13 protein-coding genes and 1 pseudogene are annotated in these 15723 nt (G+C 65.6%); 7 read left to right on the forward strand and 7 right to left on the reverse strand.

Translation table 11 applies throughout. From position 1 onward, the window contains the following. Positions 1-198, reverse strand: a 198-nt coding sequence (locus IEZ27_RS33080) for a transposase (RefSeq protein WP_229824576.1), incomplete at its 3' end; no start/stop codon positions are given. 353 nt (positions 199-551) lie between these two features. Between IEZ27_RS33080 and IEZ27_RS33085 the strand changes: the two genes are divergently transcribed. The 3 genes from IEZ27_RS33085 (at position 552) to IEZ27_RS33095 (ending at position 3938) form a co-directional block, all read left to right on the forward strand. Beyond that, entirely contained in the window at positions 552-998 is a 447-nt protein-coding gene (locus IEZ27_RS33085; protein WP_125633788.1) for a GNAT family N-acetyltransferase, read from the forward strand. Between the two features lie 282 nt (positions 999-1280). Beyond that, positions 1281-2198: a 4-hydroxy-tetrahydrodipicolinate synthase gene (dapA, locus tag IEZ27_RS33090; protein WP_189650856.1), complete on the forward strand. Its 918-nt coding sequence runs from the start codon at positions 1281-1283 to the stop codon at positions 2196-2198. 54 nt (positions 2199-2252) lie between these two features. Beyond that, positions 2253-3938, forward strand: a complete 1686-nt coding sequence (locus tag IEZ27_RS33095) for a ribonuclease J (protein ID WP_189650857.1) — start codon at positions 2253-2255, stop codon at positions 3936-3938. A gap of 193 nt (positions 3939-4131) precedes the next feature. Here IEZ27_RS33095 and IEZ27_RS33100 read toward each other — a convergent pair whose 3' ends face one another. The 3 genes and pseudogenes from IEZ27_RS33100 to IEZ27_RS33110 all read right to left on the reverse strand — a co-directional run. Beyond that, positions 4132-4908: an ABC transporter permease subunit gene (locus tag IEZ27_RS33100; RefSeq protein ID WP_189650858.1), complete on the reverse strand. Its 777-nt coding sequence runs from the start codon at positions 4906-4908 to the stop codon at positions 4132-4134. Beyond that, positions 4905-5669: an ABC transporter permease subunit gene (locus tag IEZ27_RS33105; protein ID WP_189650859.1), complete on the reverse strand. Its 765-nt coding sequence runs from the start codon at positions 5667-5669 to the stop codon at positions 4905-4907. Before IEZ27_RS33105 ends, IEZ27_RS33100 begins: the two co-directional genes overlap by 4 nt. A gap of 68 nt (positions 5670-5737) precedes the next feature. Then, positions 5738-6385, reverse strand: a pseudogene (locus IEZ27_RS33110) (ABC transporter ATP-binding protein); the annotation flags it as partial. Positions 6386-6497: 112 nt separating this feature from the next. On the opposite strand from IEZ27_RS33110, the gene IEZ27_RS54265 reads away from it, so the two are divergent. Both IEZ27_RS54265 and IEZ27_RS33120 read left to right on the forward strand, forming a co-directional pair. Then, positions 6498-7877, forward strand: coding sequence for a histidine kinase (locus IEZ27_RS54265; protein WP_229824577.1), 1380 nt, complete (start codon positions 6498-6500; stop codon positions 7875-7877). After that, entirely contained in the window at positions 7874-8515 is a 642-nt protein-coding gene (locus tag IEZ27_RS33120) for a response regulator (RefSeq protein WP_189650861.1), read from the forward strand. The genes IEZ27_RS54265 and IEZ27_RS33120 overlap by 4 nt, the downstream gene beginning before the upstream one ends. Positions 8516-9339: 824 nt before the next feature. Here the strand turns inward: IEZ27_RS33120 and IEZ27_RS55625 are convergent. Continuing rightward, positions 9340-9804: a transposase gene (locus IEZ27_RS55625; protein WP_379478616.1), complete on the reverse strand. Its 465-nt coding sequence runs from the start codon at positions 9802-9804 to the stop codon at positions 9340-9342. A gap of 656 nt (positions 9805-10460) precedes the next feature. On the opposite strand from IEZ27_RS55625, the gene IEZ27_RS33130 reads away from it, so the two are divergent. Further along, a complete protein-coding gene (locus IEZ27_RS33130; RefSeq protein WP_125633774.1) occupies positions 10461-10958 on the forward strand; it encodes a DUF402 domain-containing protein in 498 nt (165 codons plus the stop codon). A gap of 730 nt (positions 10959-11688) precedes the next feature. Here the strand turns inward: IEZ27_RS33130 and IEZ27_RS33135 are convergent. Further along, entirely contained in the window at positions 11689-12840 is a 1152-nt protein-coding gene (locus tag IEZ27_RS33135; protein WP_189650862.1) for a hypothetical protein, read from the reverse strand. Beyond that, positions 12837-14093 (reverse strand): glucarate dehydratase family protein, encoded by a 1257-nt coding sequence (locus IEZ27_RS33140; protein WP_189650863.1) that lies wholly within the window; start codon positions 14091-14093, stop codon positions 12837-12839. The genes IEZ27_RS33135 and IEZ27_RS33140 overlap by 4 nt, the downstream gene beginning before the upstream one ends. A gap of 107 nt (positions 14094-14200) precedes the next feature. On the opposite strand from IEZ27_RS33140, the gene IEZ27_RS33145 reads away from it, so the two are divergent. Then, positions 14201-15676: an aldehyde dehydrogenase (NADP(+)) gene (locus IEZ27_RS33145; protein ID WP_189650864.1), complete on the forward strand. Its 1476-nt coding sequence runs from the start codon at positions 14201-14203 to the stop codon at positions 15674-15676. Positions 15677-15723: the final 47 nt, after the last annotated feature.

A 15723-nucleotide genomic window follows, 5' to 3' on the forward strand; every position in this document is an offset into this window, starting at 1 on the left:
GCGCTGCCGGTAGCCGTTGCGGGAGTTGATCCGCTCGCTGCTGCGCTCGCCATAACCGGCCCCGCACATGCTGTCGGCCTCGGCTGACATCAACGTCTCGGCCATGGTCTTCACCATGGATCGCAACAAGTCGGGGTCGTCGGTGTCGATCTGCTGCGCCAGCCACTGCGCGGGCGTCACACTGTTGTCTGCGGCCATCACGTGTTCTCCTTCGATCTTGGTTTGCGCCTTCGAAGGATCACGCGATGGCCGTCATCATTTCACGACGACACACCTGTTGACCAGGTCAAACTCGTACACCACTCCCGTGGACGCAACCGCGAGTGAGGCGGGGCGCAGAGCGATGGCCTGATGGAGCCTGGGTTCAGGGCGGTGAACGGCGGGTGCAGGTCTGACGTCAGGAAGAGTGGTCTTCTGGTATCGCCAAGAAGTGGCTGTGTTGTGAAGGGCCACCTGCTCCCTAGGTTGTGGCTTTCCTCGTGTTAGGCATTGGCTGCTTGTCCATGTTTCCAGGATGGTCGATGCCTCAGCTCTTGCCCTAAGGAGATCATTTGATCAGCATCGGCAAGCTCGTGCCGTCCGACCGAGATGTGTGGGAAGGCCTGTTCAGGGCGTACATCGACTTCTACCAGCGCGTCGAACCGGCTGAGATGTACGAACGCGCATGGCAGGAATTTCAGGCGGACACCCGCATGCATGCCTTCGGCGCGCGCCTGGACGGTCGACTCGTCGGTATCACGCACTTCCTGGTCCATGCCAGCACCTCGGCCCCTGACGCCGACGTCTGCTATCTCCAGGATCTGTTCACCGCCTCCGACGTCCGGGGCAGGGGAGTGGGGCGCATGCTGATCGAGGCCGTCGCAGACTGGGCTCGTGATCGCGGTTGCTCCCGGGTCTACTGGAACACTCATGAGTCGAACAGCACCGCGCGTCGTCTGTACGACAAGGTCGCCGAGAACAGGGGTTTCATCAGATATCAGATCGAACTGCCCCGGTAGGGCTTGATTGACGGTTGCTGCTCTCGCCTTGAGGTCCCGTTCTGGGCGATGAGAGTGGGTCACGACGGATACCGAGGGAGAGGTCAGGCCAAGGGAGAGGGGGATGTGGGCTTGGCGGCAGCCGGGGTGATCGCCGGCGGAGCAGGTTGAGTCACCGCAAGCGGTCATCCTTGTCACCTGGGCCCTCCAGATGCCCGCGAATGAGGGCAAATGGCCCCGCTGGGCAGGCAAAGCGGGGTGGCGACGTCCAACGCTTTTCCGAATCCAGGTAGCGTTCGCACTATGGCATCGCCAACTGGAACCACCGACGCACCCTTCGGTCGCATGTTGACCGCGATGGTCACGCCGTTCACCCATGACGGCGACGTTGACTACGCGGGCGTACGGCGCCTGGCCACCTTTCTGGTGGACGAGCAGCGTAACGATGGTTTGATCGTCAACGGGACGACGGGTGAGTCGCCCACCACCTCGGACGATGAGAAGCGACGGATTGTCGCCGCCGTCCTGGAGGCTGTGGGTGATCGCGCGATGGTTGTGGCCGGCGTGGGGACGAATGACACTCGCCACAGCGTCAAGCTTGCCAAGCAGGCGGCGGAGGTGGGGGCCCACGGTCTGCTGGTGGTGACGCCGTACTACAGCAAGCCTCCGCAGGAGGGGCTCTATCGGCATTTCACCGCCGTTGCCGACGCCACCGAGTTGCCGGTGATGCTTTACGACATCCCGGGACGCAGCGGCGTACCGATCAAGACTGAGACGCTGATTCGGCTGGCGCAGCACGACCGCATCGTGGCCGTGAAGGACGCGAAGGGCGATCTCTTTGCTGCCAGCCAGGTGATGACGGCGACCGATCTCGTCTTCTACTCCGGTGACGACCTGCTCAACCTGGCCTGGCTGTCCCTCGGTGCCGCAGGGTTCGTGAGCGTCGTCGGACATGTGGTGGGCTCCGAACTGGCTCGCATGATCGCGTTGCACAAGAGCGGTGACGTCAGGCAAGCGCTGGCGGTACACGGCCAGGTGGCCCCCGTGGTGGACGGGATCATGCTGAAGGCCGGTGGCGCGATCATGGCAAAGGCGGCACTGAGTCTGGTGGGTGTGCCGGTGGGATCGGTACGCCTGCCGCTCGTGGACGCGACAGAGAAGCAAATCGCCGAGCTGCGTGCTTGCCTGGTAGCCGGCGGGGTGAAGTTGACGGACGCATAGGAACGGGGAGGAACCGGGAGTTTTGAGAACACGATTTGACCATGGGGGCCGGGCATGAGCCATCCGCATCCTGAGCTTGGCCCCCCGCCGGAGCTGCCGTACGGCGGCTTGCGCATCGTCGCGCTCGGCGGGTTGGGTGAGATCGGCAGGAACATGGCCGTCTTCGAGTACGACGGTCGCCTGCTGGTCGTCGACTGCGGGGTACTGTTCCCCGAGCCCGACCAGCCGGGCGTCGACCTGATCCTGCCCGACTTCGATTACATCAGGGACAGGCTCGACGACATCGAAGCCGTCGTCCTGACACATGCCCACGAGGACCACATCGGGGCGGTTCCCTACCTTCTGCGCGAGCGGCGCAACATCCCGCTCATCGGATCCAAGCTCACGTTGGCCCTGATCGAGGCCAAACTGACGGAGCACAGGATCCAGCCGACCAAGCTCGAGGTCATCGAGGGTGAACGGCACGTCTTCGGGCCTTTCGACTGCGAGTTCCTCGCGGTGAACCACTCGATTCCGGACGCGCTGGCCGTGGCGATCAGGACGCCTGCCGGCATCGTCCTGCACACCGGCGACTTCCGTATGGACCAGTTGCCGAGCGACGGCCGGCTCACCGACCTCGGCGGTTTCGCCAGGCTCGGCACCGAGGGTGTCGACCTGCTGATGTCGGACTCCACCAATGCCGAGGTGCCGGGCTTCGTCACCAGTGAGCGGGAGATCGCGCCGGTCATCGACGAGGTGATCCGCACTTCCGAGCAGCGCGTGATCGTGGCCAGCTTCGCCTCGCACGTGCACCGCATCCAGCAGGTCATGGACGCCGCGGCCAAGCACGGCCGCAAGGTCGCCCTGGTAGGACGGTCGATGGTGCGGAACATGGGGGTGGCCCGCGATCTGGGCTACCTCAAGGTGCCGCCGGAGCTGATCGTCGACTCGCGTGACATCGAGGAGTGGCCGCCGGAGGACGTGGTGCTGGTCTGCACCGGCTCCCAAGGCGAGCCGATGGCGGCGCTGTCGAGGATGGCCAACCGCGATCACCCGATCCGCATCGCCGAGGGCGACACCGTGTTGCTGGCCTCGTCCCTGGTACCGGGGAACGAGACCGCGGTCAACAAGGTGATCAACGGGCTCACCAGGTGGGGCGCCCGCGTCGTGCACAAGGGCAACGCCAAGGTGCACGTGTCCGGACACGCGGCCGCCGGCGAGCTGCTTTACGTCCTCAACCTGACCCGTCCCTCGAACTTCATGCCGGTGCACGGGGAATGGCGACACCTGCGGGCGCACGCCAAGCTTGCCGCGCTCACCGGTGTTCCGGACGACCACATCGTGATCGCCGAGGACGGCGTCGTGGTGGACCTGGTCGACGGCAGAGCGAGGATCGTGGGAGCGGTTCACGCCGGGTACGTCTATGTTGACGGCACCTCGGTCGGCGAGATCACCGACACCTCGCTGAAGGATCGAAGGATTCTCGGCGACGAAGGATTCATCTCGGTGGTCGTCGTGGTCGACTCCGCCACTGGGAAACTCACCGCCGGCCCCGAGATCCACGCGCGTGGGTCCGGCATCGATCCGGCCCAGTTCGAGGAGTTCATTCCGCAGATCGAAAGGGCGCTCCAGGAGAAGGCCGCAGACGGTGTGGTCGACATGCAGGAGATCCGCCGAGTCGTGCGTCGCACGGTCGGCCGGTGGGTCAGCGACACCTATCGTCGCCGTCCCATGATCATCCCTGTCGTGCTCGAAGTCTGAGCCTCTGGGTGGTACGGCAGGCGCCTGAGCCTGCCGTACCAGCGGTTGCGGACCGAACCTCTGCCGCATCGGCCCTCGCTGGGTACGGAGACCCGCGATGGCTATCTGTTCTGACCGAGGGCGCCTGCGGAAGATGTCATGGCTTGCCGGACGGCGGCGGACACGCCGTACCAAGGCCCCTAGAACGCGCAACTCAAGCGTCCCTCCTGCGAATGAGCCAGACGGCGGCCAGCAAGGGAAGAACCGCGTACGCCACCGATACGGCGACGGCCGCTGGAGGAGACAGCAGTGAGCCGTACACCGAAGTGGTGATGAGGTCGCCGGTGATCTCTCGGGCCAGCGCGCCGATCATGACCGAGCCCAGCCGTTCGCTCCAGGGTTCCGGGATGTTGCCCACGATCATCGGGATCACATAGACAAGCCCCACCAGCAAGGTGATCGCGCCTGCAGCGGAACGCAGAAACGCGCCCAAGCCCAGGCCCAACAGAGCGAAGACCGTCACCGTGAGACCGGTGACGAGCAGGAACGGTAGCTTGTCCGTAAACGGGACCAGATAGGCGCCGGAGAAGCGGTCACCAAGCACCCCACGCGAGACGAAATAGGTTCCGAACACTGCAATCGGGCCAATGACCAGGCTCACTGCGGCCACTACGACGGCCTTTGCGGCGAGAATCGGCCATCGACGGGGGACGACCGTCAGACTCGTTCTGATCAAACCGGTGGTGTATTCAGAAGTGATGACCAACGTGCCCAGGACACCCATACAGAGCTGCGGCACGATCACCAGGACCTCTTCCAGGTCTGCCACCCGGGCGCTTGCGCGCTGCTCCACTGAGGCGTTGTCGTACATGCCGGCCGCCATCGAGGCGAGGGCCAGGCCCAGGAGAATCGTGCCGAGGCTGATACCGACGACGAGGTAGGAGGAGCGGACGGAACGCACCTTCAGCCACTCCGAAGTGAGAACACTCATGCGTCCCTCCGCTTGAACATGACGAAACCGACAATGAGAGCGATGGCCGGATAGAGGAGGAGGGCCAGGAGTGCGGCCCATGGCGGTAGGAGGCCGTCGCCAAGCCGTGACGAGAGGCGATGACCGGCCAACTGCGGAACCAGGTTCGGCAGCAGCAACGTGGCAACACGCGTGCTCCACGGCGGAGGCAGATAATTGACGACGCCGGGCAGGATGAACAGCAAGGTCACCACCGAAACGATCGCCCCCGCCGTAGACCGCATGGCCGCCCCCAGACCGAGCCCCACCAAAGCCAGCGCAGTCACCGAGATCCCCGCGGCGAACAGCATCGGCAGATCATCGGCCAAAGATGTCTCGTTGAAGCCCAACCGGTGGCCGGCGGCGATCAGGCGGCTCGCCGAATAGGTGACCAGCAGAACGACGTACGCCGTTGTCGAGGTGGTCAGGCCGACGACGACGGCCTTGGCCAGGAACAAGGTGCGGCGCTGCGGGACGACAGTGAGACTGGTACGGATCATTCCTGTCGCGTACTCGGATGTGATCGCGAGTACGCCCAGGACGGTCAGGCTCATCTGAAGGAGTGGCAGGAATCCCTGTTCCGGCGCGGCTGCCTGGACGGACCCTCGTTCGTCGGCGAGGCCGCCGACATAGACCGCCCACACCGCGCCGAGCATCATCATCAGTGCGGCAGCCCCCACCACGTGCCAGGTCGAAGTCACCGACCGGAGCTTCAGCCACTCGGACGACAAGGTTGCCTTCATCTCGTCGCACCGAACTGCACGCTGCTCGCAGTCAGGGCCATGTAGGCGTCTTCCAGTGAGGCATGGCCCGCGGTCAAGTCGGCTACCGTGGCGTGCGCGATCAGCCGCCCTCGGCCGAGGACCACGATGCGTTCAGCGGTCAACGCCATCTCACTCATCAGGTGACTGGAGAGCAGGACCGCCCTTCCCTCGCCGGCCAGCGAACGCATGAGGTCGCGGATCCAGCGCACGCCGTCGGGGTCGAGGCCGTTGACCGGCTCGTCGAACAGCAGGACGCCAGGATCGCCGAGCAACGCGGCGGCGATACCGAGCCGCTGTTTCATGCCGAGAGAGAAGCCGGCCACGCGTTTTCGCGCCACATCCGTCAGCCCCACCTGTTCAAGGACCTCAGCCACCCTTGTGGTGCCGATGCCGTTGGTGGTGGCCAGGCAGAGCAGATGGTTGTAGGCGGTGCGCCCACCGTGGACGGCACCCGCATCGAGCAGCGCCCCCACCTCGTGCATGGGTTTCCTCAAAGAGGCATAGCGTCGGCCGTTGACCAGGGCCAAGCCGGAGGTCGGCGCATCCAGGCCCAGGATCAGGCGCAGCGTGGTGGACTTGCCGGCGCCGTTGGGGCCGAGGAAGCCCGTCACATGGCCAGGCTCGACCGTGAAGGACAGATCGTCTACGGCGAGCGTGTCGTCGTACCGCTTGGTGAGGTGCTGAAGTTCGATCACGCTGAACAAGATGCGGCACGCCGGGTCGCCGCCGCATCGGACCACGGTCCGAACTTCAAGGTCAGACCCTGGGTTGACGTGCTCAGCTTGGCGAGCGGCTACCGTTCAACACGTGAACGAGAACCACCCCTTCTTCGCCAGGCGTTGGAGCCGCCGCCAGTTGATCATGCTGGATCTGGCGGCGGCGCTGGGGTTCGCGTTCGTGTTCTTCACAGCTGCCGTCACCACGCCGGATATGCCGCTGTGGATGAAGATCGCCCTTCCGTGCGGGCTGGGATTGCCGCTGGCGGTGCGAAGGCTCTGGCCTCTCCCCGTCTTCTGTCTCACGCTGTTGCTCGCCGTCACCGCCGCGATGGTGGATGCGGTGGCGTACGCCTACATCGCACCCGCGTTTGCGATGTACATCGTTGCGATGTCCGACAGGCTGGGAACCCTGATCCCATCCTCGGCCATCGGTGTGGTGAGCATGATCAGTGTGCTCGGGCTGGTGGTGGCAGGGGGAGCGCCACGCGAGGGCGCTCCGTTCTGGCTGGTGCACATCGACCAACCGCTGGTCGGGATCGCGGCGCTCGGCGGAGCCTGGACGATAGGGCGGGCTGTGCGGGAACGCCGGCTGTACGCGGCGCGGGATGCCGAGCGATTTGCGGAGCATGCGGTGACGCAGGAGCGGTTACGCATCGCGCGAGAGCTGCACGATGTCGTGACCCACAGCGTAGGACTGATCGCGGTCAAGGCGGGCGTGGCCAATCACGTGCTGGCCACCAGGCCGGAAGAAGCACATGACGCCCTCCGCGTGATCGAGACTGCCAGCAGGAGTGCCTTGGTGGAGATGCGCCACCTGCTGGGCGTGCTGCGTTCCAACCAACTGCCCGATTTTGCTCCCGTGCCGGGGATCGCAGGATTGGAGGGCTTGGCGGAGCAGGCCAGGCAAGCCGGGGTTGCGGTCGAGCTTGATCTACGGATCGGGGTGGCTGACACCGACGAGACGCGGCCAGGAGATCGTGTTCAGGCTGGCAGCACGTCACGTGGCCGGGCAGACAGGTCGTCGCGTGAAGAAGAGGAGCCTTGTGAAGGGCCGCGCGCCATGCCTCCGAACGGCGACTGTGGGCCGCACGAAGACCTGTCGGGGGGAGCCACCTCCGTGCCTGGAGTGGGCGGAGATCGAGAAGCCACTGTGGCGGGAGGGAGACGGTTGCCTGACGGTGTGGAGCTGTCTGTCTATCGCCTCGTGCAGGAGGCGCTCACAAACGTGGTCAAGCACGCCTCGCCCACTCGGTGCCGGGTGTCCGTTGCCGCAGAGGAGGGTGAGGTACGCATCGAGGTGATCGACGAAGGGCCGGGCAAGCGCTCGTTGTCCCCGGACGGCGCCGGTCACGGACTTATTGGGATGCGGGAGCGGGTCATGATGTACGGCGGGGTGTTCGAAGCGGGGAATCTGCCGCGAAGGGGCTTCCGTGTGTTCGCGTGCCTGCCCTATCAGGAGCTCTCGTGATCAGGGTCGTAGTCGCTGACGATCAGGCCCTCCTCAGGGGAAGCTTCACGATGTTGGTCGATTCCGAGCCTGACCTGATGGTTGTTGGCGAGGCGTCGACCGGTTCCGAAGCCGTGTCGGTCGTCTTGGAGCGGCGGCCGGATGTGGTGTTGATGGATGTTCGCATGCCGGAGATGGATGGCATCGAGGCGACGCGGCGCATCGGGGCTGTCTCGCGAGTTCTCGTGGTAACCATGTTCGATCTTGACGCGTACGTCTACGATGCGCTTCGGGCTGGGGCGAGCGGGTTTCTGCTCAAAGACACGCCGCCGGCTGACCTGCTCGCTGCCGTTCGGGTGGTTGCGAGCGGCGAGGCTCTGCTGGCGCCCACGGTGACGCGACGCTTGATCGAGGAATTCACGAAGACTCCCGTGGTGCAGCGGCCGCAGGGGCTCGAAAAGCTGACGGGTCGCGAGCGGGAAGTGCTGTTGTTGATCGCTCAAGGACTTTCCAACGGGGAGATCGCTGATCATTTGCGGTTAAGTGTGGCCACGATTAAGACGCATATCGGCCGGTTGCTGGCGAAGCTGGGGGCGCGCGACAGAGCACAGCTGGTCATCGCGGCGTACGAGAGTGGGCTGGTTTCCGCAAGGCGATGACTCGGGGTGAACCTGATGTGAGATGTCGGGTGGGACGTGCTTGCCCAGGTAGGGAGCTGGCGCCTTCTCGCGAGTGACGAGTGGACCTCAAGTGGTCGGTTCTGTCGGCGGCGATGCGGTGGGTTCTGAGCCGGAGTTCTGATGCGGTGCGGTATCTCAAGGGATCGGTGGACGGTTGGCGTAGGTTGCGCGGATGGAGTGGGGCCTTTGTGGCGATCCTCTCCATGTGCCCTTCTGTGTGATGGAGTGCAATTTTGGCTTCCTGGGGTGCTTGGCGCCTATTGGGTACCTCAGGAATTGTGATGATCACGCTTTGACTGCGCAGAATCTATGTAAGGGAACGCGGCTGGTGAGTATCAGAAAACACGAGTCGCAGCGCCATGGTCGAAATCTGCCAGGTTGATCGGAGGGTTGGGCGTTAGGCCGTCGCCAAGCTGTGGACGGTGGCCTGGCTTGCGAAGGGTTTGGCCGCCACCGAACCGGGCCTGTGTCAGGGGCGGACGTGCTGGCGCCTTGATGTGGCCGCCATTGATGTCAATGCGACAGGTGGAGCTGGCAGAGGGTATTTGTCCGGTAACAGAGCACTTGAGTGCGGCACGGAAATGCTGTGTGCGAGAGCCGGCCCGCGTGGGCACCCATGAAGGGGTGGTGCCCACGCGGGCCGGGTGGAGGAAGAAGGTAGGTGCCCGCGCGGGCAAAATGGAGGGGGTTTCTAAGTGCCCGCGCGGGTGTCTGTGGGATCCTGTGTTGGATCGGACTTGTCCTACTTTGAACAGGTTAATGCGGTCCCTGTTCGGGTTTCCGGCTCGCTCAGGGGAAGATTACTAGTCGGACGCCTCTTTGTGGGCGTGAATCCTTATGTTGATGCTGGTGGGGTTGGTGAGCGCGGGCGGTTCAGTAGCAGCGGATTGAGAATCTTCTTCCGCGCCTTCTGGGGGATTTTCGGGGGTTCGAGTTGGTAGTCCCCGATCTTTCCTAATCCTAGATGGGCGTGGGTGGGGTGGAAGTGGAGAGGGAGCCGGATCGTGCTCGTCTTCGGCTTGTGCTTCCTCTAGGACTCGTGCCCAGGTTCCGTCTTCGGTCCAGCGTTTGAATCGTTCGTAGCAGGTTTGCCAGGGGCCGTAGCGCTCTGGGATTTCCCGCCAGGTTGCTCCAGTCTCGAAGCGCCACAGGATTCCGTTCACTACTTGCCTGTGTCCCCGCCAAGGCCGGCCGGGGCCTGCGGCAACCGGGAGCAGAGGTGCGATTCGTTCCCATGCCTTGTCGGTCAACTCGCCACGTCTCGCCACGGGTCACAATCTAAGCGGGATCAGGTGGTCGTTGTAAGGGGGTTATGGAGGTGTTCTTGGGGCGGAAGTGTGTGGGCGGGGCGGGAACGGCGAAAATGCCTGGCTATTTGAGAGATACGTCTGTGAATCTTGAAGGTTGACTGTTTTTGGAGTTTGTTTTCGAAGGATGATGATATTTCGTGTGACTTGGGGCTTGCCGGGATGACTTGGGGAGGCGCTATTCGCGCACTTTGAGGTGAAATGCTTTGATGGATGCCTGTTGGAGGTGCGTTGCATTTGTCGTGTTGGGTGACGATGACTTTTTGGGTGCACCTTGATGGTTGTTTGTGAATGCCGGCGAGGTGTGGGTGAGTGGCAGAGCGGGGAGGAGGGTGCCCCCCGGGTGGGAACGGCTCGCTACAGAGGCGCCTCGTGCGAGGGGTTGCCTCGGCGGGGTTGAGGGGCGGGGCGGGTCGCGTCGCTGGCGAGCCTTGGTGGTCGTGTGTAGTCGATGCTTCGAGGTGTATTCAGAGGCGCTCGGGTGGCTTGCCTGGTTGGGGGCGTCTGAGGTGCGGTGTTCGGAGTTTGGGATGCGGTGGTGAGGGGTGCGCGTGGGGGATGTGGTGGTGGGGCTAATGGCCTCGTGGTGGAGGTGGGCGGAAAAGTAGATTTGTCTCATGAGTGATGTGCGTGTGGTGTTTCGGAAGTATGGCGGGGCTCTGCACTGGAACCATCCGGGCAGGGTGCTTGGGGATGATCAGCACGGGATCTGGGTGGCGGTGCCGGGAGGGACGGTCGCGCGGAAGGGGGAAGGGCCGGCCGTCAAGTGGGAGACCCACGCGATCATGCTCTTCCCGCGGGATGCCTGGTGGACGGCATCGTTCAATGCGGCGCCGCATCGTAGTGAGGTCTACGTGGACGTCACCACGGTTCCAGAGTGGCGTGATGACGAGGTCACCATGTTGGACCTCGATCTCGACGTGATCAGGATGCGGGACGGGCGGCTCATTCTCGATGATGAGGACGAGTTCGCCGAGCATCAGGTGCTGCTGGGGTATCCGCCGGAGTTGGTAGCTCGGGCGGAAGAGAGTGCGCGGTGGTTGATGGATGAGGTGGGGGCGCGAAGGGGGCCGTTCGGGGGAGCGCACCTGAAGTGGCTTGCGATGTTGGATTGAGTGCCGTCGGAGCTGGTGGTGGGGTTGGGACGGCAGGAGCCCAGTCCTGGGCCGGGGACATTGCTGGGACTGGGTGGTGTGTCGGTCGTCGGGTACGGCGGGTGGCGGGCTGCTCGGGTGGGTGATCTTCGGTGCTGGGCTGCGATGCAGGTTGCGACGTCGACGTCCGGTAGGGGGCGGCTTGATCTGAGGGGTGGGCTGTTCGGTGGGTGAGGAGTCTGCTTCCGCTGCGTTGCTGCCGTTTCTGGTCGGGCCGGCTGCGGGCTTTCCTAAAAGCGGCGGGTGTTGGGGTTGCGTCTGCGGCTGATCTTCACCGTTGGCGGGTTGTCGGTCAGCCGTTGAGCCTGTCTCTGCCTCGGTCGGGCTGTTGGCGATCTAGGCAGGTGCGTGTCTGGGCCTCGGGCGTTGATGTGGGGCACGTGCTGATGGGTGTGTATCTGGTGGTCAGCTGATCCGGTGCTGCTGGTGATCGGTGAGTTAGACGCTTCGGGTAGGCGGCTGGGTATGGGGCTCGATCTGTTCCGAATGTTGGTCGGTGTCCTGTGATGCGTGCGTAGCTGATTCGGGTGGCTTAGGCGCTCTTCAAGGCAGTTGCGTGGGGGAGTTTGTGGTGGCTCGTGGTTCGGGCCTCGATGCTCGGGGCGCTCATCGGGGGGGGAGGGGCCGCATGTCCTGGGCTGGGGTCTCTGCTGGCGTTATGGGCGCGATCAGAGCTTTGTTGGTGTTGAGGTCAGGGGAGATGGCGTAGGGCGTTTGTGAGGGCTGAGAGGCGCTGAGGGGAGGCCAGACCTGCGTGGTAGAGGTGGAATTCTGAGGCGCCGGCGTGGGCGTAGGCCTTCAGGTGCTCAGTCAGGGTGGTTGCGTCGGCCGGGCGGGGTGGGAGGGCCAGGACGTAGGCGCCTACTCGTTGGCCAGGGGTGCACAGGTTCGCCAAGGCGGTGAGGCGGGCGGCGTCTGTGGTGGTGTCGCCCCAGCAGTTGCCTACGAGGACGTCCAGGTCTGGGTCGCCGTCGGGGAGGGCGGCGAAGGGGCCGGTCGCCCAGGGGGTCGGGTTGGCGTGCAGGGTGATCGGCGTGGTCGGGGCCGTTGTGCGGGCGGCGGAGAGCAGACGGTGGCGGAGGGCAGCTGACAGTCGCACGCGGATCGCACGTACCTCGTCGGTCAGCGGGCCGAGGGCGTGGTCCATCGTGTCGGCCTTGGGGGGATAGGGGTCGGTTTCGGGTGAGGTGGTTGCTGGGTGGTCGAGGATTGTGCGGATTCGAGGGGCGGTTTCTGAGGGGTAGTGGGGGGTGCAGGTTCTGCAGAAGCAGAGGGAGAGGAGGTCGGTGTCGGTGGGGGTCCAGTCGGCGCCGGAGGTCTTCTCGTGGATGCTCTGGTGGGTGAACCCCATCGGTCCGCAGGCCTCCAGGATCAGGCCGTCCGGTTCGGCCAGGGTGAGGGTTTCCGTGACGAGGGTCTCGCAGTACTCCAGGACGTCCTCGTGGGCGGGGCATAGGGCGTACGGGTAGGGGTCGCCGAAGGCGTTGCGTACGACCAGGTCGGGGAACCGGGTGCCCAGGTAGGAGTTGTGGGTGAGGACGATCCAGGCGTGGACCTTCAGGCCGGCCCGGCGCAGGGCCGTCTGGGCCTGGAGATAGGCGTCCGGCGGGGTCCAGGTGGGAGCGGCGGGGACCAGGCGGGACCAGGTGTGCAGGCGGATCGGCAGGTAGAAGGCAGGGTGGGGGACGTCCAGTACGCGGTGTGCGGGGTGGTACGGGGTGACGGCGCGGGTGGAGTGATAGGCGGCCGCCAGGGCGATCGTGTCCACGCCCAGTTCGGCGAGGCGGGTGGGGGCCGTCGGGTCGCCGACGACGTCCCAGGGATAGACGTAGGCGACGTTCACCAGCGGGGTCTCCTCGTAGAAAAAGTGGGCTCGAAACGCCGCATGTAGGTGGTGTCGTCGCGGGCCCGGACGCCGCACGTCTCGTACTGCTCGTTCATGATCGCCAGTGCGTCGCGGTCCAGTTCGACGCCGAGGCCGGGGCCCGCGGGGACCGGTACGGCGCCGTCGGTGAAGCGCAGGCTGCCGGGGAGCACCACGTCCTGGCCGTCCTGCCAGGGGGTGTGGGTGTCGCAGGCGAAGGTCAGGTTCGGGGTGGCGGCGGCGAGATGGGTCATCGCGGCCAGGCTGATGCCGAGATGGGAGTTGGAGTGCATCGACAGGTCCAGGCCGAAGGTGCCGCAGACCGTGGCGATGTGCGCCGATCGTACGAGGCCGCCCCAATAGTGGTGGTCCAGCAGGAGCACGCCGATCGCGCGGGCGGAGATGGCGGGGGGCAGGTGTTCGGGGGTGACGACGCACATGTTCGTGGCAAGGGGCATCGGGACGGCCGCGGCCACCTCCGCCATGCCCGAGATGCCCGGTGTGGGGTCCTCCAGGTACTGGAGGGCGCCGTCGAGTTCGCGGCCGACGCGGATGGAGGTCTCGACGGTCCAGGCGGCGTTGGGGTCCAGGCGGAGGGGGATCCCGGGGAATGCCGCGTGCAGGGCCCGGATGCCGGCGATCTCCTGGTCGGGCGGCAGCACGCCGCCCTTCAGCTTGATCGAGGAGAAGCCGTACTCCTTGATCAGGAGGGCTGCCTGTGCCACCAGGCCCGCCTCGTCGAGGGCCGGGCCGAAGCGGTCGGGGTCGGCGCCGGGGTGGGCCGCCCATTTGTAGAAGAGGTACGCGCTGTAGGGGACGGCGTCGCGGACGCGTCCGCCGAGCAGGTCCACGACCGGTACGCCGGCCGCCTTGCCGCGGATGTCCAGACAGGCCACCTCGAAGGGGGAGAAGACCCGGTCGACGCTCTTCTCCTTGGTGGCGACGCCGGTCAGGCCGTGCAGGTCGGTAACGACGTCGCCGACGGTCGCCGAGACGCGGGCGTACATCTCGTTGGTGGCATGGACGTCGAGGCCGAGCAGGACCTGTGCGCACTCGCGGACCTTGGTGAGGTGGCCGAGGTCGCCGTAGGTCTCGCCGAGTCCCGAGATGCCCTCGTCCGTGACGATCTCGACGATGGTGCGCAGGGCCCATGGTTCGTGCACTCCGGCGGCGTTCAGGAGGGGCGGATCCCGGAAGGCGACGGGGGTGACGTGGATCTGCCGGATGATCATTTCAGAACCGCCGTCCATATATGTGAACAAATGCCAGATTTGTGGACAGGTTGCCGCCACTGTAAGAATCGGGCTCAGACAGTGTCAAGACTGCGAAGGGCCATGTGATGATCTACGGATACGACCCCAGGACCGGTGAGACCGTGGGCAGCGCCGTGCCCGAGACCGACAGCGCCGGGGTCGGTCTGATCGTCTCCGCGGCGGCGGCGGCCGGCGCCGCGTGGCGGGCGACCCCTGCGGACGAACGGGCGCTGGCGCTGGAGGCCGTCGCCGACGCGCTCACCGCGCACGTGGACGAACTGTGGCAACTCGCCGACCAGGAGACCGCCCTCGGAGAGATACGGCTGCGCGGCGAGGTGGCGCGTACGGCCGGCCAGTTCAGGCTCTTCGCCCAGGTCGTCCGGGACGGCGGCTACCTGGAGGCCGTCATCGACCACGCCGACCCCGCGCTCACCCCGCCGCGGCCGGACGTGCGGCGGATGAACCATCCGCTGCCCGGTGTCGTCGCCGTCTTCGCGGCGAGCAACTTCCCGTTCGCGTTCTCGGTGGCGGGTGGCGACACCGCCTCGGCGCTGGCCGCCGGGTGTGCCGTGGTGGTCAAGGCGCATCCGGGGCATCCGAACACGTCCGAGCGGGTGGCGAAGATCGTACGGAATGCCCTGCCATATCCGGACCTGCTCGGGCTGGTGCAGGGGATGCAGGCAGGCGTCGATCTGGTATGGCATCCGCGGGTGGTCGCGGCCGGGTTCACCGGGTCGGTGGCGGGCGGCAAGGCGATCCGGAAGCTGATCGACGAGCGGGAGACGCCCATCCCGTTCTATGGCGAATTGGGCAGCGTCAATCCCGTGGTGGTGCTGCCGTCGGCGCCGGCGAAGGAGGTGGCGAGCGGGTTCGCGGCGTCGCTGACGCTGGGGGTCGGGCAGTTCTGTACGAATCCGGGGCTCATGTTCGTGCCCGAGGACGACGAGCTGCGCGAGGCGCTGGTCGCGGCGATCGAGGGGACCGCCGCGACCGGGCCCATGCTGGCCGAACGGATCAGGGACGGGTATCTGGGAGGGCTCGGACGGCTCGGCGAGCTGCGGTTGCTGGCCGAGGGGAAGCCGGGGGAGGGGGCCTGGGCGGTGGCGCCCAAGGTGTTCACGACGGATCTGGAGTCGTTCGGGGAGAGGTTGCCGGGGATTGCGGAGGAGTGTTTCGGGCCGGCGGCTGTTGTGGTGACTTATCGGGATATTTCGGAGCTGCGGAGGGTGTTGGAGCGGCTGGAAGGGGCGTTGACGGCGACTGTTCATGGCAGTGATCCGGATGAGGCCGAGGAGGTCGTCGAGGTGCTCGGGCGGAAGGCGGGGCGGCTGATCTGGAACGGGTGGCCGACGGGGGTGGCGGTCTGCTGGGCGATGCATCACGGGGGGCCGTGGCCGGCTTCGACGTCGGCGTTCACGTCCGTGGGGGCGGCGGCCATCGGGCGGTGGGTTGCGCCTACGGCGTATCAGGACTGGCCGGAGGTGTTGCTGCCTGAGGAGCTGAAGGAGGGCAACCCGCTCGGGATCCCGCGCCGGGTCGATGGGGGACTGCAGGCAGGGTGATGCTGAGAGTGTCCTTGGGAGGTGGGGGCTCGGCTCGATGGGGGCGG

Origin of the sequence: Nonomuraea spiralis, assembly GCF_014648435.1 — a bacterium.
Taxonomy (GTDB): Bacteria; Actinomycetota; Actinomycetes; order Streptosporangiales; family Streptosporangiaceae; genus Nonomuraea; species Nonomuraea spiralis.